This window comes from Blautia sp. ZXY-1-C6 (assembly GCF_056339875.1).
In genome coordinates this window covers 1-21,085 of sequence record NZ_JBWJVQ010000141.1, presented here as the reverse complement: position 1 = coordinate 21,085, position 21,085 = coordinate 1, and the positions used below count along the sequence as shown (strand labels likewise).

The 21,085-nt window shown below is 40.0% G+C and carries 19 protein-coding genes and 1 pseudogene; 4 read left to right on the top strand and 16 right to left on the bottom strand.

Features of this window, described 5'->3' with window-relative positions:
• Positions 1-166: 166 nt before the first annotated feature.
• A pseudogene (locus tag AC075J_RS05835) lies at positions 167-989 on the bottom strand (4Fe-4S binding protein).
• 289 nt (positions 990-1,278) lie between these two features.
• On the opposite strand from AC075J_RS05835, the gene AC075J_RS05830 reads away from it, so the two are divergent.
• The gene (locus tag AC075J_RS05830) at positions 1,279-1,863 is read left to right on the top strand and encodes a cytidylate kinase-like family protein (RefSeq protein ID WP_022381336.1); all 585 of its coding nucleotides are present in this window, start codon (positions 1,279-1,281) and stop codon (positions 1,861-1,863) included.
• 160 nt (positions 1,864-2,023) lie between these two features.
• Here AC075J_RS05830 and AC075J_RS05825 read toward each other — a convergent pair whose 3' ends face one another.
• From AC075J_RS05825 to AC075J_RS05815, 3 genes are read right to left on the bottom strand one after another with little or no spacing between them, the layout of a single operon-like run.
• Positions 2,024-2,500 (bottom strand): GNAT family N-acetyltransferase, encoded by a 477-nt coding sequence (locus tag AC075J_RS05825; RefSeq protein WP_022381335.1) that lies wholly within the window; start codon positions 2,498-2,500, stop codon positions 2,024-2,026.
• Between the two features lie 43 nt (positions 2,501-2,543).
• Positions 2,544-3,674 carry a type II toxin-antitoxin system HipA family toxin gene (locus AC075J_RS05820; RefSeq protein WP_022381334.1) on the bottom strand — a complete coding sequence of 377 codons (1,131 nt, stop codon included), beginning with the start codon at positions 3,672-3,674 and terminating at the stop codon, positions 2,544-2,546.
• Positions 3,661-3,939, bottom strand: a complete 279-nt coding sequence (locus AC075J_RS05815; protein WP_008706728.1) for a helix-turn-helix domain-containing protein — start codon at positions 3,937-3,939, stop codon at positions 3,661-3,663. The genes AC075J_RS05820 and AC075J_RS05815 overlap by 14 nt, the downstream gene beginning before the upstream one ends.
• A gap of 361 nt (positions 3,940-4,300) precedes the next feature.
• On the opposite strand from AC075J_RS05815, the gene AC075J_RS05810 reads away from it, so the two are divergent.
• Positions 4,301-4,879 carry a TetR/AcrR family transcriptional regulator gene (locus tag AC075J_RS05810; RefSeq protein ID WP_022381333.1) on the top strand — a complete coding sequence of 193 codons (579 nt, stop codon included), beginning with the start codon at positions 4,301-4,303 and terminating at the stop codon, positions 4,877-4,879.
• Positions 4,880-4,888: 9 nt separating this feature from the next.
• Here the strand turns inward: AC075J_RS05810 and AC075J_RS05805 are convergent, their stop codons facing one another.
• From AC075J_RS05805 to AC075J_RS05765, 9 genes are all read right to left on the bottom strand, one after another.
• Positions 4,889-6,433 (bottom strand): AMP-binding protein, encoded by a 1,545-nt coding sequence (locus tag AC075J_RS05805; protein ID WP_022381332.1) that lies wholly within the window; start codon positions 6,431-6,433, stop codon positions 4,889-4,891.
• A gap of 103 nt (positions 6,434-6,536) precedes the next feature.
• Entirely contained in the window at positions 6,537-6,767 is a 231-nt protein-coding gene (locus AC075J_RS05800; RefSeq protein WP_022381331.1) for an acyl carrier protein, read from the bottom strand.
• Positions 6,768-6,793: 26 nt separating this feature from the next.
• A complete protein-coding gene (locus AC075J_RS05795; RefSeq protein WP_008706732.1) occupies positions 6,794-8,182 on the bottom strand; it encodes a condensation domain-containing protein in 1,389 nt (462 codons plus the stop codon).
• Positions 8,183-8,482: 300 nt separating this feature from the next.
• Positions 8,483-9,469 (bottom strand): alpha/beta hydrolase, encoded by a 987-nt coding sequence (locus tag AC075J_RS05790; protein ID WP_022381330.1) that lies wholly within the window; start codon positions 9,467-9,469, stop codon positions 8,483-8,485.
• Positions 9,470-9,594: 125 nt separating this feature from the next.
• Positions 9,595-12,675 carry a bifunctional diguanylate cyclase/phosphodiesterase gene (locus tag AC075J_RS05785; RefSeq protein ID WP_476390133.1) on the bottom strand — a complete coding sequence of 1,027 codons (3,081 nt, stop codon included), beginning with the start codon at positions 12,673-12,675 and terminating at the stop codon, positions 9,595-9,597.
• A gap of 561 nt (positions 12,676-13,236) precedes the next feature.
• A complete protein-coding gene (locus tag AC075J_RS05780; protein WP_025577511.1) occupies positions 13,237-13,431 on the bottom strand; it encodes a hypothetical protein in 195 nt (64 codons plus the stop codon).
• A gap of 78 nt (positions 13,432-13,509) precedes the next feature.
• A complete protein-coding gene (locus AC075J_RS05775; protein ID WP_055199583.1) occupies positions 13,510-14,367 on the bottom strand; it encodes an EamA family transporter in 858 nt (285 codons plus the stop codon).
• Position 14,368: 1 nt separating this feature from the next.
• Positions 14,369-14,995: an alpha/beta hydrolase gene (locus AC075J_RS05770; protein ID WP_055199582.1), complete on the bottom strand. Its 627-nt coding sequence runs from the start codon at positions 14,993-14,995 to the stop codon at positions 14,369-14,371.
• Between the two features lie 540 nt (positions 14,996-15,535).
• A complete protein-coding gene (locus AC075J_RS05765) occupies positions 15,536-16,813 on the bottom strand; it encodes an L-cysteine desulfidase family protein (RefSeq protein WP_025577516.1) in 1,278 nt (425 codons plus the stop codon).
• 439 nt (positions 16,814-17,252) lie between these two features.
• Here AC075J_RS05765 and AC075J_RS05760 point away from each other — a divergent pair, with 439 nt between their 5' ends.
• A complete protein-coding gene (locus tag AC075J_RS05760) occupies positions 17,253-18,185 on the top strand; it encodes an AEC family transporter (RefSeq protein WP_227194236.1) in 933 nt (310 codons plus the stop codon).
• Positions 18,186-18,223: 38 nt separating this feature from the next.
• Positions 18,224-18,766, top strand: coding sequence for an LOG family protein (locus AC075J_RS05755; RefSeq protein WP_173704283.1), 543 nt, complete (start codon positions 18,224-18,226; stop codon positions 18,764-18,766).
• Between the two features lie 326 nt (positions 18,767-19,092).
• Here the strand turns inward: AC075J_RS05755 and AC075J_RS05750 are convergent, their stop codons facing one another.
• The 3 genes from AC075J_RS05750 to AC075J_RS05740 form a co-directional block, all read right to left on the bottom strand.
• Positions 19,093-19,764, bottom strand: coding sequence for an energy-coupling factor ABC transporter ATP-binding protein (locus tag AC075J_RS05750; RefSeq protein WP_227194234.1), 672 nt, complete (start codon positions 19,762-19,764; stop codon positions 19,093-19,095).
• A gap of 32 nt (positions 19,765-19,796) precedes the next feature.
• On the bottom strand, positions 19,797-20,621 hold the full coding sequence (locus AC075J_RS05745; RefSeq protein WP_227194231.1) for an energy-coupling factor transporter transmembrane component T family protein: 825 nt from the start codon (positions 20,619-20,621) through the stop codon (positions 19,797-19,799).
• 3 nt (positions 20,622-20,624) lie between these two features.
• Positions 20,625-21,085: PDGLE domain-containing protein (locus tag AC075J_RS05740; RefSeq protein WP_476390132.1), on the bottom strand; the 461-nt coding region annotated here is incomplete at its 5' end.

Here is a 21,085-nt window from a genome sequence, read left to right as displayed (position 1 = left end):
CGATCACAGATCGGGTGTTCATTACATTGGAGAGTATAGAAACATTGAGAAAAAAGTTCAATAGACTTTACTGAGGTTTAACTATATTTAACATAGGTCTTACACTACTGTTCGCTCCGTTCTCAGTAACAGCTGACACCAAAGTACATCCTGCAGGAAATTCGGCTCAAAGTGCTTTCCTCGGACAGGTTTTGACACATTCCATACACAAAATGCATTCTGTTCCGTTTTTCCGTTTTCTGGAGTTATCGGTTATATCAACATTCATCGGACAAACTTTTTTACATTTTCCACATGAAATACACTTCTCTTTGTCACACTTAACCCTGACTACAGAGAAATAGCTCATAGGTTTCAGAAAGATCGTGACAGGACAAATATACTTACAGAACGCTCTGTTATCTTTGAATAGGAATGCCAGAATAATCCCCACAATATAATACAGAATATTCCCCACGATAAAAGCTATAAACATGATTTTCTCCATATTCTCTACGTGATTCAGAAAAAGTAGCACCACGAAAGAGAACGAAAATGCAAATGTAATATACCGGATGAAACCTATCTTTTTTCTTGCAGCCTGAGGCTTTTTATATGGTAAAAAGTCCAACACCATAGCTGTCCAACAGGCATATCCGCACCATCCTCTTCCAAACAAAAGTGGTCCGAATATTTTTGCAACAGCATAATGGATCGTAGCTGCTTCAAATACTCCGGTAAACAGATAATACCAAAAACCTTCAATCTGCATGTTTTCCCGGCATATAAGTCCCAGATAAATCAGCATATACAAACCAACCAGAAGTTGAACGGATCCTACGTGCATGCTTATAGTTAAACTGAAAAAGCAAAAGCCCAACAGTAATCGATGTTCCAATATAACTGAAATTTAAAAGATAAAACAGATTATCTTTGGTAAGCCATAGTGTAACAGCCACTATTTCAAATACTATCCACATTCCAAAGGGTGCCAGCCGTTTCCGTCTCATATTCATTTTCTCCAACATTGTGCCCCTAACTTGATATCTACGAATTGCTCCGCTGCAAAGCAGCTCCCACAATTCTCATCATATCTCAATATAAAGTATTTGTCTAATGTTTCTATTAAGTAAATATTTGTCAGACCAATTTGCCATAAGTACCAGAATATCAGGATTTGTGAAGGCAATTTATAGTAGATTTTGGCATATACATTTCGATTTTTTTTGAGTATAATAATTCCGAAAAAGTACTTTGACAGTAAATAAATGCGACATCATTGCACAGGAGGCATGGGATATGATTATTACAATAGCAAGACAGTGCGGAAGCGGCGGACATGAAATAGGAAAAGAACTGGCTTCCAGACTTGGACTGGAACTCTATGACAGAAAGAAACTGGAAGAAGAGGCCAAAAAACTTGGAAAGCTTGACGAAAACAAAGAATTTTTCCAGGAAAAGGCAGTAAACAGCCTGCTCTACAGCATTGCTGTAAGCTACGGAGAAAGCAATCCGATGGAAAAATCTTTTGAACTTATACGTGAACTTACGCAGCAAAAATCTGCCGTAATCATCGGACGCTGTTCAGGAGCGATCTATGCAAATGATCCTGAGGCAACTACTGTTTTTCTTCACGCAGATAAAGACTGCCGTATCAAACGTGTAATGGAACGGGACGGTATTAATGAGAAAAAAGCTGCAAAGCTGATAAAGGAAGTGGATGAGAAAAGAGCATCTTTCCACAAATTCTGCACAGGCAAAGAATGGGAAGACGCCAACCAGTATCAACTGTCTATTGATACAGGCAAACTTGATATTTCCGATGCAGCAGACATGATCATAAATTATATCAATGCTAAAAATATCGGACAAAAGCACCTGTAATTTCCAAATAACACTGTAAAAATCAGGCACAAGTTTCCGAAATATAACTTGTGCCTGATTTGCATTTTCTTTTAATATTTACTGTTTGACTGATCAGATTCATCCATCGGATATCTCTGTAATTTCGCAGATAGACTTCTCAAATATGCTATACAACGCATCAATGTTCCAGGATATATTCCATCTGCCTTTCTTTTGTTTTCATACCCATTTTTTTATAGAACTTTTCGGCTGAAGTATTTCCTGCCCATACATTCAGTGTCACTTCATAACAGCCCATTCGCTTTGCTTCATTTTTTACATATTCAAACAAACTCTCGCCGATATGCTGTCCTCGTGCCTGCTGATCAACACATAGATCATCTATAAAAAGAGACTTAAACGGTACCATATTAGTTGAAAAAGGCTGTTCCTGTAATTGGCAAAATGCATATCCTACACAAACATCTTCCTCGTTCACTGCTACATATATGGGTTTTTCTTCTTTTCCTAATAGCTCTGTCAATTCGCTTACAGTATATTTTGTGGTACCGGGAATAAAAATATCAGGTCTTATATCTGCATGGATCTGCAATACCTGTCCCAACAGTTCAATTATTCTTAGAATGTCTTTTTCTTCTGCTTTTCTAATAGTCATTTTTTGTCCTCCAAGTAACAAATTATTCCACATGTCGATTTCTTTAAAGATATCTTCCCAGCATATTTTTCACACACTTTTCTACCATATCCATACTTTCTATACATACCTCTTTTTTCATTCCTGCCGCAATTCCCACAGTCAGGAGTTCTTTTCTGCCTGGATTACGTCCATTTCCGTCAACTGTTGTAGTATGCTCTCCATAGTATGTGTTACTGTAAGTAAGATCATATGCCGGACTCAGGCTCCATCTGTCTTTTTCATCATTATATAAATAGGTGAAATTCTTTGAATGATCATCTCTGTTATGTGCAAAAACATTAAAACACATCCTGCGAAACATCTCTCTCATATCTTTCTTATTATCTCTGGTTAATATTTTTGTCAGTTTCATCAGACTGTGATAATCCAGGCTTGGCTGCTCAAAATTCAACTCCAGCAACGCAGCAGCTGTCAGCATATGAATTCTCTTTGTTCCATTTTTATCTGATATCCTATCAAACCGCTTAATCCCAAAATACCCCTCACAGTTCTCAGATGGAAACAGTCTGGTTTCACTCATTATAATACCACATTTTTTTGCGCAGCATGAATAATCATATTCCATCTTCCCTGCATTTTCTCCATCCACATGTGCAGGAAATTTAATAATCCATTCCTCTCCATTCACTGTAGTCATAATTTTGGGTCTGGCTCCACCACTTGTACCACCGAGACGATATAATTCATCCAATCTATCGGAGTATTCCGTATTTAGTATTTTCCGGCACTGCTCCGCAAGTTCATCCAAATCCACATCTCCATATTGTTCATCTATTTTTTTCTCTGGATAATAGGTAAGTGCTCCCATACCTGACTTTCCAACAATTGCCAGCCGATCCAGCACTGTTAATTTGTCTGGATTCTGCTTATGTGCACGTAGCAGACGATCCAACAACAATCTCCCCCAATTATCCGGCAAACTATCTGCAAATACTCCAAATAATCCGTCAAAATAATCTTTTGTCGGTACAAAAACCTGCTTTTTAAGGGGAAGTGAAAACGGACTGATCGGAAAACCATTTTCAATCCATTCTTCACTATATTGAAACGCAGCTTTATGGTCAGCTGTCATAGCCAGTGTTCCTACAAGTTTTTCATCATAAAATACCTGTAATGCATTACCTTCCCTCATTTATGACCTCCTGAATATCTTTATATGGAACATGCGTAAAAATATTTCTAAGCTCATCTGCAATATCCAAAGCCATGGCAATCTTTGTCAGTGATATCAATGATATCTGTCCGGTAGTTTCGAATCTCTTAATTGAACCATAGCTTACTCCGCTCATGGAAGATAATTTTTCCTGAGAAATAGAGCGTCGTTTTCTGATATTACGCACCCTTTGTGCAAGCTTCTGATCCAGTTCCTCTGCTGTTTCCCATACAAACTGCTCCATTTTCCCTCCTTGCTTTTTATTGTTTTATGGATATTATTTTATCCAAAATTCCGCCATTTCATTAAAATTAGACAATATTTTATCCAATATCATTCTATCATTTACTCTTTCATAAATCAAGCCTTTACCTATTCTTTATATATTATTGAAAATTTGTTGTTACTGTTCACACACCACTATCCCGAGACATACAAGCCAAAATTCCATTGCCGCAGGCAATCTGGAATGAATTTTGGCTACGTTACTGTGAACGGAGTGAACAGTAACGTAAATTTCTCAAAAAAAAGAAAAAGCACCTGCTGTATCGTCAGATTTGTGATATACTTTATGTATTACTTACAGACTCCCGGGGGAAACAACTATGCAAAATGTAATTCCCGATGAAAGATATTCTGTGGCTGACGAGGCCATTTTAGGTGCTTTTTTCAAATTGTTAAAAGAAAAGAAACCTGACAGGATTACTGTATCCGACATCACTAAAACAGCTGGTATTGCCAGAAGTACCTTTTATAATCACTATCAGGACATCCCTTCACTGATCTCTGCAGTTGAGGATAAAACTATTCATGATGTTTTTTCCATGATGGAAAATTTCCAGCCAAAAAATGACCGGGATATCTGCAGTTCCTATTTTCTGACTCTGTGCCGGTACACCATGGAAAATCCTTTTCTGTCCGGTCTTTTGAGCACGCCTCATGGCAATGATCTGTTTGAAAAAATGCTGACTATGCTCCATCATTATGTTACAGAAACTACATCTAATTCCAGGCCTGACAGGCATACAAAGGAAGAAGTTTCCTATGTGATCACCTGCGCCATCGGCAGTACCATCGGCGTTCTCCACAAATGGAGCCGGGATAATTTTAATCTGGCACCGGAAGTGATCGCTGATATTCTGTCTGAGGTTTTTTTATCCGGTATGCTTCCACTTTTATCTTAAGCCTCTGTCTTATTCCAGAGGCTCATCAATCAGGACATCCTGTCTCCTGATCTTTTTTGTTGTGTTGCGGATAAACGGATTTTTGCGGACAACCAATCCTGTAATGCGGCGATAGGTGGGCTGATTTCTGTTATATTCATCCAGAAATGCCTGAAGCTGTGCCTGAATTGCCTCTGCATCCAATGCTTTCGCTTCCACAACAGCCTGCTCCGGATAGATGCGGGCGGTCAATCCATTGTCCTCACCTGTGACGATCACTTCTCCTATCAGCGGATTCAGAGCCAGCTTATTCTCAATCTCCTCCGGAGATACATTTTCACCGTTGGACAGGATGATCAGGTTCTTCACACGTCCATTGATAAACAGATAACCGTCTTCATCCATATATCCCTTGTCACCGGTATGCAGCCAGCCATCCTTTAAAGTCTCTGCTGTCTCATCAGGCATCTGATAATATCCCTTCATAACACTGCTTCCCTTTACCAGAATCTCACCGTTTTCGAATCTGATTTCTGCATTTTCAAGTGGTTTTCCAATAGAACCCTTTTTATGATTTTCCGGTGTATTGTTGCTGATAACAGGGGAACATTCTGACATTCCATAGCCTTCCAGTACTTCGACGCCATATTCTGCAAAACGGTCAATATAATATGGATCCAGATGTGCACCGCCTGTAAAGATAATACGCAATTTTCCACCGAATACCTTTTCTGCCAGAACTGCCTTCGGAATTGACGGATCAGCGGCAGCCAGTCTCTTATAAATAGTTTCGATCATCATTGGAACCATAAGCATAATCTCCGGTTTGAAAATACTCATATTCCTTACCATATGGAGCAGGGAATCATTGATACAAAGAGTTGCACCCAGTGAAAATCCCTTCAGCCAGTCCATAACCAGACAGAATGCGTGATGGATCGGAAGCACACTGAGCACGGCAGTTCCCGGTTCTGCCGTAATCTTTACTGCCTCAACATTGGAAGCCAGATTATTCTGTGTCAGCATAACACCCTTGCTCTTTCCTGTTGTTCCGGAAGTGAAAATGATGGTCGCAATATCCTCTGCATCCGGGCAGACAGAATCTGATGATGCACTCTTTCCTGCATTTCGAAGTTCACCAATACCATATACCTTTGCCGGTGCATCTTCTACCTCTTCCTGAAGCATCCACACCTTCTGAAGTTTCGGGCAGTTTTCAAGAAATGCATCCAGATATGGTTTAAGCTTCGGACTTAAGAAAAGAGCTACGGAATCGGAACGGTTAAGCAGATCGATCAGATCCTCACAGGGAAGTGCGGCATCCAGCGGTACTGCAGTGGTACATCCGGTGATGATTCCCAGATAACTTTCCATCCACTCTACAGAACTGGTTCCGATCAGTGCAATGTGTTTGCCCTCAAAGCCTTCTGCAAGAAGACCTTTTCTGGTGGAAACTACATTTTCCATCAGTTCGCCATAGCTTCTTTCCATAATTTCCTTTTTCTTGAGCCATTTTACTGCTTTTACTTCATCAAATTTACGTACACTTTCTTCTAATATATTTCTGATCAGCATATCTGTCCCCCATTATTTTCTGAACTGTTCAAGTTATGGATATCCTGTCAGGTACAAAATATCCTTGACCCTGACATCTTTATAAGTTTTGCTTCGAAAAAAATTACTGAAGTTCTTCCAGCAGATTTAAGGCTTCGCCAAGAGTTGTGATCTTCAGCACTTCGCTCTCGTCAAGTTCAAGATCAAAGGTATCCTCAAGCTCACCTAAAAAGGACATAAAATCCAGAGAACTGAAACCCAGATCCTCGCGGAATCTCATTTCATTATTCATTTCTTCCGATGCTACCTTGCTATACTGTGCTACGATATTTTTAAATTCCATTTCCTTATTCATTGCATTTCCTCCTGATATTGATTTAGTTAAACCAGTTCCATAATTTCGCCGATGCTCATATCCGGCTCTGCGATTCCCTTGAAAAGAATACGCATCATATAATAATAGAGCAGTTCCATATCATGTTCCTCCAGATGAGCAGTCTGGTAATGATAGGAGAAGTTCATACCTCCATCTTCTGTATGGGATACAGTCAGATACATCTTCTTGGTAGCTGCACCGTTTGCAAACCATTTTGCATGCTGACGGATAGTTCCAAGCATTTCATTCTCTACCTTCACAGTCATTGGCTGGTAAGTCAGATAACAACTCTCATATCCTGTATGCTCCGGTGTATTGTATCTCTTTCTCATCTCATCCATAATAAATGCCGGATCGTAATTGCTGTGCATGTAGATACGATTCTGCATATTCTGGATCTCATAAGCAGCAGAAAGGAAATCTGTCTCCGGTGCGATCACTGTTCTGCATGGGAACATGATAGTTCTGCTTCCTCCTGAAGTCCATTCATCATGAGTAGAACGTCTGGATATAAAGTTCTGGATAGTGATATCTTCCTGTCCGTTATTTACCTTTGACAGATAGGTACGGATGCCAAGCAGAAGAAGGTTTGTCATAGACAGCTGATGGTTCATACAGAAATCGATCAGATTTTTAGTTGGTCCCGGCTCCAGATAATAATCCTTAACTGCCACAAACAGATCCTTCATCTCAATGTCAGAAGAACGAAGTTTTGGATTTCCATGACGTTTTCTTGCTTCCTCCAGTACGGACGGTCCCTGAATATCAGAATACAGAGGTTCGCCCAGTGCATCCAGCTGATCATCCCAGAATTTCTTATCTTTTGCAAAACGTTTCTCGTTGCCTGCTTTTGCAAGGTCTTTTTTCAGTACTGTCTCAAAGTCTGCCAGTTCCTGCGGATAGGCTGTTCCATATTTATAATAGGTATATAACTGAAACAGATCACCGATCATTACTACCAGACCACAGGAATCGATCAGTCTGTGATCCATATGTACAAAGAAACCATTATATCCTTCCGGCAGCTTCAGCATAGTAAACTCGCACATGGGAATGTCATCACCGTCAAAGGTTTCATATGCCCACTGCTGCATCAGCTCGTCTGCTTTTGCAAGGCTTCCCATTCCTGACAGATCCTTGAATCCGATATCTCTTGGATCCTGTTTTACAAGGTATTGCTGTACATTTCCGTCTTTATCAGGCTTCGTAAAACGGATTCTGGTGCATCCGGAACGTTCTGTCTCCATCTGAATACATTTTTTTAATAATCCAAAATCCAGTTCAGCCTGTACAGACGCCACAACACTGACACCGGATACCTGCTGTGTACCGTAATCCATGATCCAGTTATGGTGCATTTTCTGTGCTGCTGTTAAAGGATAGTAGTTTGTCATACTTTATTTAACCTCCATCACCCGTTTTTTCTCTTTTCCCGGGTACAAAAACATTACATACTTGTTCAGTAGCCCACAGTTATTTTAAAAATAATGTACTGGCAGCTACAACATTACTTTTTTAATTACGTGACAAAAATAGCACAGATTTTTCCCAAATGCCAGTACCCTCAGCACTTAATGAACACTTTACATAAAATTGACCGAGACTTATCATGCATTTAACAAAACGCATCTGATAAGTCCCGGTCAGGGATTGTTATCATTCATAATCGCCTTTGGCGGTTGAAAACAGTCACATTATTTTTCAGAATTACTGCCATCATATTTCTCAAAAAACTCCATCACTGTACGCTGATACAGTTCCGGATCTGCATAGGCACTGCACAGATGTCTTGCTCCCTGTACAATGACCAGTTCCTTTGGTGCTTTGCACAGCATATAGTTCTGGAATGAATTGTTCGGGTACACATAAGTATCCTTCTCTCCATGAAAGAAAAGGACAGGTCTTGTATTCCTTTTCATAGCTTCTGTGGTATCTGCATCTTTCATACGAAATCCTGCCACAAAATGGCACAGACAGTCCATTTCCTTCAAAAGCAAAGGGATATAATGCAGATGGAACCAGTTGTCAGCCATATCCCGCATCTGTCTTTCCATAGACTGAAAACCACAGTCTGCGATCAGTCCCTTCACCTCTGACGGAAGCCTGTATCCGGATGCCATCAGTACAGCGGCTGCTCCCATAGACTGTCCATACAGATAGATTGGAAGCTTTTCTTTATTTCTCTCGGACACATAAATTGCCCAACGCTGCACATCCCATTTTTCCTTTGCTCCAAAGGTAATATATTTTCCTTCACTTTCTCCACAACATCGCTGTTCCATAAACAGAAGATTACATTGATGCTCATGGAGATATTTTGCCATAAATGACAGGGAACCAAATCTGCTGCCCCTGTAACCATGGCTTAAGATAACAAACCGCTTTGCATGCTCTGCCGGCAGATAGAATCCGTGGAGTTTTAATCCATCCACGCTTTGGATATAACAGTCCTGCATCTTCTGAGTCTCGCACCATGCCCTGCTCTCATCATATTCCTTTGCGTATCCGTTTCTGGGATGATTATCCCGTATATGGGATAATTCAAACCATTTCTTTCTTTCCTTTTTCCTTCCCCCTCTTTTGCAGCAGACCACCATGTTAAAAAAGCGCCAGCCAATCTCCATAATTCCCGAGAAAAAAAGCAATACTGCTGCTGACAACCTGAAAAATTTTTTCTTCATCCGATTTTCTCCTCTTCTTACCTGTCAGAATGTGTTTGAAATAACTACACCACTTGCTTGTCTGCGAGTCCTGTTGTACAAATGAAAAAGCCTCAGTGTAGCCCGAAATATTCACGCCAGCTTTCTCATAATCTGCTTTCTGTAAATTTTCTCATAAATTCTTCATACTCACAAGGCTTCCCCCAGAAATATCCCTGTGTGAATTCCGGGTACAGTTTTCGGATCATGGCCCATTCCTGCTCATTTTCCACGCCTTCAATGCAAATCCTCATATCCAGATTATGGATCATGGTGCAGAACTGATTCAGCAGATAATATTCCTGTTCATCTGCAACTGCTTTCACAGTGAAAGAGCGGTCAATCTTAATGATCTCCGGTTTCAGCTCACTGAGATAATGGAAGTTCGAATATCCGGTTCCAAAGTCATCCAATGCAAGACTGATTCCCATCCGCCTCAGTTCTGTGAGAAAATGCTTCTCATTGATATTTTGTTCCAGAAGGTCACTCTCTGTCAATTCCACAATCAATGCTTCCAGCGGCAGTCCTGCTCTTTTCATTTCTGCACTGATATCCTGGATCACATCAGACTTGGATGCCTGAACCTGGGAAATATTAATACTCACTCTAAAATCTGGAAGTACTTTCCGAATCTCGCTGCATTTTCCCATAGCTTCTCTCATCATCCAGCGACCAACCGGAATAATAAGACCGGTTTCTTCCAGAATCGGAATAAACTCTGCCGGTGAAATCATCCCGAGTTTTTCAGAAGTAAAACGCATTAAAGCTTCTGCTCCATAAGGCACTTTTTTATCTTCAGCAAATACAGGCTGATAAAAAGCCGTAAAACCCTGGCAGCCATTGAGCACAGCTTCCCGCAGTTCCTGAGTAATCTCCCTCTTCCGGAGAAATTTTCTGTAGGTTTCCACGTCAAATATATAACAGCGGTTTCTTCCCAGCGTCTTTGCCTCATTCAAAGCAAAATCCGTCAGCTTCAGGGCTTCTGAATACTGATTTCCCTCTAATGCCGCAAATGACACAATTCCTCCTGAAACCGTATACATGACCTTAAACTCGTTAGATTCAATAAATCTGTCTGTTGCAACTCTCACTTTATCATAAAGTTTATCTGCATCCCTCACCTGGTCAGAAGAAACATCCAGAATCAGAAATTCATCTGCCACAAGCTTGTACACTTTCTGTCCTTCTGACAGGCATCCGGAAATACAATCAGCCGTTTTCCTAAGCACAAAGTCACCGTACTCCTGTCCGAAGTTATCATTTATTTCCTTAAAATGATCGATTCCAATACGAAGCAGATATCCTTTTTCCAGAGGAGTATCCTGTTGGTCCATATACTCCCGAAAGCCTTTTTCTCCCAACAGCCCGCTTACATTATCTGCCTTCTGTCTCTCTCCGATCTCATTGATACAACCGATCATGTAAAGAGGTTTCATGTTATCGTCGCGGACCAGATAGCCTTTGCACTGAATCCAGACCGGCATTTTTTTCAGATCCAGCCATCGATACTCCATACTATGAGTACAGCGATCTGTTTTAAGAAGATCATCTAATTCCTCTTTCATTTTTTCATAATCAGGTCCATACACAAATTCTTTATGATTCGAAATTACATTGTGAAAACCATTTTTCGGAATGCAGAAACGGTCAAGAGCCTGGTTTGCTATGTAATAAAGGTCTGTCCGAAAATCAACCACATACGGATAATTATCTGTAGTCGGGCTCAGAAGATCAATCACGCTGCAAAGCTCATCCACTGACATGCTCTGATACTTTTTCTCCTGCAGGATCACCTCATCTGTGATCTCCTCTGCCGAATGCTTTTCCATGCGGGAAAACAGATGATTCAGATCAGTTGACCGCGCAATCTTCTTCCTGCGCTTCTGACGGTACAACATGGTATCGCTTCGCCTTACAATATCTTTAAAATCAAAATCTATATCAGGCTGATAATAAGCGTATCCTGCTGATATACTAAGCGGATAATCCAGCTTGTGTGTTTTCGCTGTTTTTTTCAGAAGCAGCTCCAGGGTCTTCAGCCGTTCCGGAATCATATCTTTCTCGTCACTGTGATATACATACGCAAACTCATCACCACCGATTCTGAAACAGTTCTTCACATTCTGAAATGCCTGACTGATACACTGATAACACAGCTTCAGCGCCTCATCTCCCTTTTCATGTCCAAAATTATCATTTATCACTTTCAGATCATCCAGATCAAAAACCACCACACCTGTGGTACGCAGTTTAATTTCACCTTCATCCAGATATTTCACCATATCCTCGTAAGCATTTCGGTTCATGGCCTCTGTGAGCATATCCATATTGGCTATTTTCTGCAGATAAATCACCTTTTGCTTCTGGATATATTGATCGTAATATTGAGAAACCTGTATCCAGATCAGCATAATAATAAACAGCATAGTTCCCATGGAAAGCAAAATGGATATCTGTTCAAATCTTCTTAAATAATAAAAAATCATTTCCGCCATTCCAAATCCCATGACCACGCACATAGGATACCGAAATTTTTTGGCTACATCATTTTCTTTTTTTCCGGCTTCGTAAAGAATGATCACAACTGTATAAACCACATTTGCAACCATAATAACATGAATTACAGAAAGTAACCGGGACATATCAATAATTCCTGTACACTGAAGCAAAACATCGACTGCCATATTTGTAAGATAGAGGATGGAAAAAATCAATGCACCTTTGTGGTACCTGCTTTTGCAGATATCATATAACAGGAAATTAAATGGCACCGGAAAAAGAAAGAGTGAAAAATACTCCACAAAATATAAGGTTCTTCCATCCGGAATCAAAAACTGCAGAAAACCACATTGTACCAGTGTCCATACTGCGACCAGCAATGAAAAAAATCCAAGATTTAAAAAAATCTCAATTTTCGCTTCTGTCTTGTCGCTTCTTTTTCTTCGCGCTGCGCCACAATAGAGAAGTATGCAGATAACAGCGGCAAACAGGATTCCACAGCTGATCACCGGAATTCCAAGACTGTCCGTTAAGATTTTCAGAATACAATCGCCTCGTGTTCCGTATACAAGGCTGACTTCATTTCCATAATAGCCCTCATATACCGGAATAATTCTGACCTCCAGGTTTTTACCTGAACTGTCTCCGGGAATATCCACAATATGCCAGCAGCTTCCAGGTGTCTTCATAAAACCCGGAGCATCCGCTTCATTTCCATATTCATATATTTTTTCTCCATCCAGCCAAACTTCTGCAATGGTGTGGGTGGTTTTAAATAAGATAGATTTGGGAACATCGAAGTCTTCGGGCAGGGCAATATTCTCTGATTTGATTTCTCCCTCTTTCAGTTCTTTTGTTTCGCACCGGATCGTCTATCCCAGAACAATTTTTCTCTGGCCGTACTCTGTCTGAAAATCCAACCTGAAAAACAAATGGCGAATATCCCAAATGCAAACAGAGTAATCCATAGTTTTTTTTCTATTTTCATAGTCTCTCCCTTATCCAATATATCTGTATTCTGAGATATATCCAACAGTCAAACGGATAATATCAGATATTTTCTATATTTCGCACTTTCCATTGTATCACAGATTTCTGAATAATTGTTAGTGCTTTTTGACACTTTCTTTATTTTTAAAAACACAAAATTTTACGGCATTTTGAGTAAGAAATCAAAAAGCAGAAATGTCTTTCACGAATAAAATCGCTTCAGACATTTCTGCTCTATCTGCTGCCCTGTCTGATATACTTCAGACACAGGATAAATATACAATTTGGGGATAACGGTCTGCGTATTCTTTTTCCAGGCCGCATCTTTCCAGAAGTTCTTCCACTTTTCTACGGGTTTCGGTACGGCTTATCCCCATATTTCTCAGGCTTTCTCCGATTCCGTCCCCGAGCGTACAACGTGGGTCGAAGGATTCCATTGGCATCTGAAATACCATCTGAATATCCCTCTGCTACCTGAAAAAGCCAGTTTCCGCAATTATACTTTTCCAGATAGTCTTTCTTTTTTATAATAGTTATATCAGCAAAGCTAACGTTCCAACAACAATAAGAAGCAGTCCTGTCCCTGATTTCAATGACAGTTTTTCATGGAATACAATATATGAGAATGCAATGGTCACAAGGATACTCAGTTTATCAATCGGAACTACTACACTGGCCGGACCTGTCTGAAGTGCTCTGTAATAACATAGCCAGGAACCGCCTGTTGCAAATCCGGAAAGAATAAGGAACAGCCAGCTTTTTCTGTCAATGTTATTAACCGTATTCTGCTTTCCGGTCACAAATACTACAATCCACGCCATCACCCATACAACAGCAGTCCTGATCGCAGTTCCAAGATTTGAATTAACATCCTGAATTCCAATCTTTCCCAAAATAGAGGTAAGACTGGCAAAAACAGCGGAACCGACTGCATAAAGCAGCCACTTCTTATCTTCTGCCTTCTCCTTTGTTTCCTTTTTCTGTATCATCAGATAAGTACCGATACCGATAAGAATCATTGAAACAAATTTCAGCCACGTTATTTCTTCCCTGAGAAAAATAAAAGCCAGCAGCATCGTTATCACTGTACTCGATTTATCAATTGGTGTTACTTTATTGATATCTCCAATCTGCAGTGCTTTGAAATAGCATAGCCAGGATATCCCCGTTGACAGTCCTGACAAAATCAGAAAGATCAGGACTTTTGCTGAAATATCTCTGATTCCGCTTTGTGCCCCGACCACAAATACCATAAGCCATGAAAAGACTAACACTACACCGGTTCTTAATGCTGTCGCAACATTAGAATCTGTGTTTCTGATTCCGCATTTTGCCAATATGGCTGTCAAGCCTGCAAACAGAGCAGAACCAAATGCAAATAATATCCACATATTATTTTCCCTCCATTACCCAGGCAAATGCTTTCGCAATTCTTATATCCGGTTCTCTAAAATGATTGCCCTGATTCCATTCCAGGTTACAATTGATCCCATGCTCTATGAGCCACCCATATCCCATCCGGATACAGTTTCCAACCTGTGACATCACCGAATTTCTCGTTTTTTCTTCTCTGTCACCAAGACTTAGATAAACTGTCTCACTTTTAATTTCATGTTCCTTCATATACTCAATAAATCCCGGAAACCAGACAGACGGTGAAGCAGCTGCAATGCCGGAAAATACATCTGTCTGATATGCAGCCCATAACGAGAACAGCCCCGCAAGAGAATATCCCCCGATATAATATGTCCTGCTTTTGTCTGTGCATAATGTCAGAATCTGCTCCAGTGTCCTGACAGCACCATCACCAAAGTCTTCATTTCCGAACACTGCCGGTGCTTTCCATGGAGACAACTCATAATTCCACTCATCAACTTTTGCAGCAATGAGTCTGAAATCTGTTGAAGTCCGTTTTCGGATTTCTTCAACCTCATTCTTAAGAACAGATAATTCATGATCACCAGTCAACTGAATCAAAACAGTATCCGCATCTGGATTTCCATACTCATATATAGTCATATCTATCTGCTTACCTCGTAAAAATTTTTTACTTTCTCAAGTTCCTTGACTTAAATTTTATTTTCAGCAAATTCAGTCAAACAAAAAATCTCTTTATATTGACTCTATTCTTCACTTTCTTTATTCCAAGTCATTCATAATTTCATTTTAAGATGACCGTAATTCTGCTTTTCTTGTTTTAAGTCATTCATATTCTCTTCTATACATGACTGTAATTGTACTTTTTTCGTTTCAGGTCATTTTCATCGGTTTCTTAAGATGACCGTAATTATACTTTTTTCGTTTCAGGTCATTTTCATCGGTTTCTTAAGATGACCGTAATTATACTTTTTTCGTTTCAGGTCATTTTCATCGGTTTCTTAAGATGACCGTAATTATACTTTTTTCGTTTCAGGTCATTTATATTCCTATTTTCAGATGAACATAATAGATGAATTGAAATTTATAGTCATTATTTTTTCTTGTCTTATCACAAAACCAGTGCAATTATGTCTTTTTTCAGCAGGAGAATATACTGGTCTTTTTTACTTTGTCATAAAATCAAACACGCTCTAACATAATCCGCAGAATTTCTTTGTCTGTTTCTTTCATTCCTTCTTTGCCGATCTGTCCTACACAGCTGATGGTTTCGCCGGCTTCTTCCTTGAGGATTCCGGTATATGGCGCATAGGACTGACCGTTCATAGCAAGGTGATGTGCCAGGAATGCAGCATCAAGGCTGGCGGCGATTTTCGCTGCACAGGATATTTTCGCTCCATCACAGATGATTCCCGGAATATTGGCAAGAGTATTCTCTATGGTCTTCTTGATCACTGAAAGTTCGCCACCTCCCATGTAGGTAATCCCCGCACCAGCTGCACAGGATGCGGATACCGCACCGCAAAATGCGGAAAGTTTACCGATATACTGTTTCTGGTATACAGTTAAGAGGTTAGAAAATACCAGTGCGCGGTAAAGTACATAGTCCGGAAGTTCCATTTCTCTGGCATACACGATCAGTGGTACGGAACAGGCAATCCCCTGGTTTCCGCTGCCTGAGTTGATGACTACCGGCATATCGCATCCGCCCATTCTGGCTTCGGAAGCTGCGGCTGTGAGGCTGCGCATTTTGGTAAGCATATCATTGGAATAGGTTTCACGTATTATCCGGCCGATTCCAAGACCGTATTTACCAGTCATTCCTTCATGAGCGATTGCCATATTGCTGCGGATCTGATTTTCTATAATTTCTTTGACATCATCAATTTCTACAGTATCTGCAAATGTTTTAATGTCTTCCAGATTGAGCAGAGTTCTGTCTGCTGCAGCCGGAGTTTCACCGGATTTATGATCTGAATCCAGCAGGACTTCCTGGTTCTTTACGATCTTTGTTACATTTATATGATCGTATTTGATCTCCAGACTTACTGTGTCATCCCCTGCCTGCATTTCTATGATAAAGTGCAGGACTACCGGGGAGTCCAGAAGTTCTACTTTGCATATCTTTTTATCCAAAAGTTCACGACATCTCTTTCTTTCAAATTCATTTACATTCGAAAGAACTTCCATGTTCAGGGATGCGTTTCCGGCTACTGCACCGAGAACTACACCTGCTTCAATTCCAGTCAATCCGCCGGAGTTTGGAATGATAACACAACGGACATTTTTTATAATGTTTCCACTGCATTTTGCAGTGATATGTTCCGGTTCTTTTCCCAAAACTTCTCGTGCTCTGGCTGCTCCATATGCCAGCGCGATCGGTTCTGTACACCCCATTGCAGGAACCATTTCTTCCTTCAGGATTCCTATATAACTCTCATATATCCTTTCATCTAACATTGTGCTGATGTCTCCTGTTCATTTTAATTAATACATATGATGTTATCCACGAATTGCTCCGCTGCAAAGCAGCTCCCGCAATCTTCTGCATATTTAAGTATGACATAATACTATCAGAATGTCCAGAAAGAATCAGCTAAGATCTGCTTCGTAATCCTTTAATTCTCCGGATGCCGTTATTGATAAACAATAAACCTGACGTATACTATGAATGCTATTCTGTAAGATTTCCGCTGAAAAACTGTCTGATAATATAATCTGAAACACTTTCTCAAATCTGTGGTTTGCTTCCTGTAAAATATTGTCAGCAACTGTTTCTGTTCGCACATTACTATTGAACCGCAACCGGGAAAGTTCTATAATGAGTTCCGACATCAGAAATCGGGTAAATACAATATTTCCGATGACGGACATTTTTAAGAATACGAGGTGGATATTTATGAATATCAGCATACTGCTCATGGAACAGATCATTCAATTGTTTCTTATGATCTTCATGGGATATTTGATCGTGAAAGTTAGGCTTGTAAAAGATGAAGACAGCAAGGTTTTATCCAAAATCATTCTCTATCTGATCATTCCCTGTGTAATCATCAATGCTTTTCAGGTAGATTACACGATGAATACTGTAAAGGGATTGCTGCTTGCCCTGGCTGCATCTGTCATGACCCAGGTTCTTCTCCTGATCATTATCTCCATAGCCGGAAAGCTTTTACATCTGAATGAAGTAGAAATTGCTTCTGTTTATTATTCTAATTCAGGAAATTTGATCGTACCCATTGTGACCTTTATTCTTGGACAGGACTGGGTTTTATATGGATGTGTTTTTATGAGTGTGCAGCTTATCTTTCTGTGGACACACTGCAAAAAGATTATCAGCCGGGAATCTTCCTACGACTGGAAAAAGATTGTGTTAAATATTAACATGATTTCTATTTTTATCGGTGTTGTACTTTTTTTCGCAAAAATCCATTTGCCGGAGATCATCAATAATACTCTTGGCTCAGTGGGCAGCATGATAGGACCGGCCAGTATGATCGTAACCGGTATGCTGTTTGCAGGAATGAATCTGAAACAGATTTTTGCTGACAAAAGAGTATATTTTGTATCATTTCTTCGTCTGATTGCAGTGCCTTTGCTTGCACTTGTAATGATTAAGATCAGCCATCTGGCTATGTTCTCTGCAGACGGAAATAAAATCATGCTTATTGTCTTTCTGGCAATCATCACACCGTCTGCTTCCACAATAACCCAGATGTGCCAGGTATACGGAAATGATTCACGCTATGCCAGTGCCATCAATGTCATGACTACACTGTTCTCGATTATTACAATGCCGCTGATGGTAATGTTATTTGAAGCAGTTATATAAAACAATTACCTGCACATGAAAAAAGAAAGGAAATTACAATGAATATTACTGTTTATCTTGGAGCTTTGGAGGGGAATGATCCGGCACTTGGAGATGCTGTCCGGGAATTAGGAACATGGATTGGAGAAAGTGGAAATTCTCTAATATATGGCGGATCGAAGTCCGGTCTTATGGGACAGATAGCAGAAAGTGTGCTGAATGCCGGAGGAAAAGTAACAGGCGTGGAACCACAGTTTTTTATAGATTCTGAACTGCAGTATGATGAGATCACAGAACTGATTGTCACAAAAGATATGGCTGAAAGAAAAGCAAAAATGATTGAACTAGGTGATGCATTTATTGCATTTCCGGGAGGCACCGGTACTCTGGAGGAAATCACAGAAGTTATGTCCATGGTTTCCTTAAAACACCTTAATGCCCCCTGTATTCTGTATAATCTGAATGGATATTATGACAGCCTGAAGCAGCTTCTTGACCATATGATCAAGATGGGGCTGTCCTCAGAAAATCGTCAACAGGGAATTTATTTTGCTGATGATATGGAAGATATTAAAGCACTTCTGGCTACAGTAACTAAGTAAAATTCAGATCGTAAACAATTGTCAAACACCCCTGGGGGATATTTACCTATTCATATATTGCATAGTTCATACTACTTTTTTCATGGTTTGAAATCCCCCTGGGAGGCTTGTTCTTTCCCATAATTTTGTTAAAATATAATCAATGCAGAGATCATTAAATATCAGTCAGCGAGATACTTAATGATTCATGTATCCGCACAAAGATTTGTGTCAGACAACAAATAAAGGTGCACAGACCTCCGCGCAATGCGCATCTAAAAACTCATTAAAAAAAGTACTTCGTCCGCAGGAAGTACTTTTTTTTAACGAAAAGATAATTATCAATATTATGATAGCATCTTCAGTTCATGTTCTTCATTCATACAGGCAAATCTGGTACCGATAGTTTCAGCCAGTTGTCTGTTATGTGTAATCGTAATCAACGTTTTTCCTGCTTTATGAAAACTCTGCAGAAAATCCACCAGCATATCCTGTGTTTTTTCATCAAGTCCTGCAAGAGGTTCATCCAAAATCAGAACCTCAGGATTCAATGAAAGAATACATGCCAATGAAACCTTTCTTTTCTCTCCTCCACTCAGATGATAGGGTGGTCTATCTCTTAGTTTTTCCAATCCAAATAAGTGCAGGCAGTCTTCTGTTCTTTTTTTAATCTCCGCTTCCGAAAGCCCCATCTGGACCGGGCCAAATGCAATTTCCTCCTCCACACTTCCACAGAAAAGCTGGGTATCTGCATTCTGAAACACATATCCCATCTGCTGATGAAACCATTTTGCAAACTGGCTGTTTTTTAACGCTTTTTCAGTAATTTCATGTCCCTGATAAAAATATTTTCCTTCCGATGGAAAAATAATTCCATTCAATAGTTTAATCAGTGTTGATTTTCCACATCCGTTAGGTCCCTGGATAACTATAGAATCTCCTCTGTTTATGTGAAGATCCACATATCTCAGTGCAATTTCTTTTTCATATGCAAAACATACATTCTCAAGTCTGATCATAACTGCCCTCTTCTGTCTTTTCCTGTCAATTATCATATCTTTCTGTTCAGATACCAGAACAATACAATACATCCAGCCATAATAAAAGTGCTGAAAATATCCGCTGCACATAACGTGTATTTCTGTTTTTTCTTATACTCTCCTGTAAATCCACGACAACACATTGCTGCATGCATTTCTTCTGCCATTTCACCAGATTTCAGAAATGAGATTCCCAACACACCTGACAAAGCTTTTGCTTTCTGAGGATTCTTTCCCACTGACCTTAACCGGACAGACGTAAGAATAGCTGCACATATCTCTCCAAGCACCGAAATATATTTCAAAGTAATATCCAGCGTAAAAATAAATATGGATGGCAGCCGAAAAGTTCTCATACTCCCTGTCAGTTTATTCCAGGATGTCCCTGATGATAAAATACCAACCAGAGTTACAGATACATATACTCTTGAAGTAATATTCATTAAAGTCTGAGGAGTTCCCATAAATACAGATGGTAGAAGAATCAATACAGAAAACAGAACCGCACCTGCTGTTCCACTCAGGATCTGCCGGATGGCTTTTGCCGAAAAAAACGCCAGTCTGACCGTCACTGCTGCACACATGATCAGAGTAAACAGATAATTTCCCGAACATGCAGTAAGAACAATATACAGAAGTGTATAAAACAGTTTCAGAGAAGGAGTAGCAGAAAATCTGCTATCCTTCCCTTCATAAAATCCCATTTTTGCAAGCACAGATAAAACAGACTTCGTACTTTTTGTTAAAAATGCTTCTTTATCTTTAGATGGAACATAAGTTTCTCCGGAACACATCCAGTCCGGGAGCACAGTTTCTTCTTTTTTATAATCATTCATCTGTTATGCAGCCTTCTTCTTAAAATCAATTTTCTCTTTCATCATTGAAGAGATAATCTTAAAAATGATCACCAGAAGTGCCACACCCACAACCGCCGAAAGAATATATCCAGTCCACTCAGGTAACCCGGACATAGAATAATCAGGAAACAGGGTTGACAGTTCAAATCCATTGGTCATTCCTGACGGAGTGTATCCGAGCTGGCTTCCGCCACTTACCAGACCAGCGATTTCATCAGCACCCCATTCACCCCAGGCAGTACCGGTTGCCAGAAGTCCCAGAGGAGTCAGTACGATGAGAACAGCCATCAGTATATACAGTGGTTTAAATGCTGTCTTATCCGGAACAGCATCCAATGCTTTTGGTGTAACTTTTTCAACAAAGGTAAGTACCACTACTGTCAGAATAATTTCTGCCAGACCAAATAATGTAATATGTCCGATCATCATTGCAGGTATAGATA

What these genes read in the sequence shown, in the direction of transcription:
- AC075J_RS05745 (WP_227194231.1), bottom strand. Translation starts at nt 20,621, where the DNA reads ATGAATGATTATAAAAAAGAAGAAACTGTGCTCCCGGACTGGATGTGT.
- AC075J_RS05755 (WP_173704283.1), top strand. Translation starts at nt 18,224, where the DNA reads ATGAATATTACTGTTTATCTTGGAGCTTTGGAGGGGAATGATCCGGCA.
- AC075J_RS05800 (WP_022381331.1), bottom strand. Translation starts at nt 6,767, where the DNA reads ATGAATAAGGAAATGGAATTTAAAAATATCGTAGCACAGTATAGCAAG.
- AC075J_RS05830 (WP_022381336.1), top strand. Translation starts at nt 1,279, where the DNA reads ATGATTATTACAATAGCAAGACAGTGCGGAAGCGGCGGACATGAAATA.
- AC075J_RS05780 (WP_025577511.1), bottom strand. Translation starts at nt 13,431, where the DNA reads ATGGTATTTCAGATGCCAATGGAATCCTTCGACCCACGTTGTACGCTC.
- AC075J_RS05775 (WP_055199583.1), bottom strand. Translation starts at nt 14,367, where the DNA reads ATGTGGATATTATTTGCATTTGGTTCTGCTCTGTTTGCAGGCTTGACA.
- AC075J_RS05810 (WP_022381333.1), top strand. Translation starts at nt 4,301, where the DNA reads ATGCAAAATGTAATTCCCGATGAAAGATATTCTGTGGCTGACGAGGCC.
- AC075J_RS05825 (WP_022381335.1), bottom strand. Translation starts at nt 2,500, where the DNA reads ATGACTATTAGAAAAGCAGAAGAAAAAGACATTCTAAGAATAATTGAA.
- AC075J_RS05760 (WP_227194236.1), top strand. Translation starts at nt 17,253, where the DNA reads ATGAATATCAGCATACTGCTCATGGAACAGATCATTCAATTGTTTCTT.
- AC075J_RS05795 (WP_008706732.1), bottom strand. Translation starts at nt 8,182, where the DNA reads ATGACAAACTACTATCCTTTAACAGCAGCACAGAAAATGCACCATAAC.
- AC075J_RS05805 (WP_022381332.1), bottom strand. Translation starts at nt 6,433, where the DNA reads ATGCTGATCAGAAATATATTAGAAGAAAGTGTACGTAAATTTGATGAA.
- AC075J_RS05770 (WP_055199582.1), bottom strand. Translation starts at nt 14,995, where the DNA reads ATGACTATATATGAGTATGGAAATCCAGATGCGGATACTGTTTTGATT.
- AC075J_RS05765 (WP_025577516.1), bottom strand. Translation starts at nt 16,813, where the DNA reads ATGTTAGATGAAAGGATATATGAGAGTTATATAGGAATCCTGAAGGAA.
- AC075J_RS05815 (WP_008706728.1), bottom strand. Translation starts at nt 3,939, where the DNA reads ATGGAGCAGTTTGTATGGGAAACAGCAGAGGAACTGGATCAGAAGCTT.
- AC075J_RS05750 (WP_227194234.1), bottom strand. Translation starts at nt 19,764, where the DNA reads ATGATCAGACTTGAGAATGTATGTTTTGCATATGAAAAAGAAATTGCA.
- AC075J_RS05820 (WP_022381334.1), bottom strand. Translation starts at nt 3,674, where the DNA reads ATGAGGGAAGGTAATGCATTACAGGTATTTTATGATGAAAAACTTGTA.
- AC075J_RS05790 (WP_022381330.1), bottom strand. Translation starts at nt 9,469, where the DNA reads ATGAAGAAAAAATTTTTCAGGTTGTCAGCAGCAGTATTGCTTTTTTTC.
- AC075J_RS05785 (WP_476390133.1), bottom strand. Translation starts at nt 12,675, where the DNA reads ATGAAGACACCTGGAAGCTGCTGGCATATTGTGGATATTCCCGGAGAC.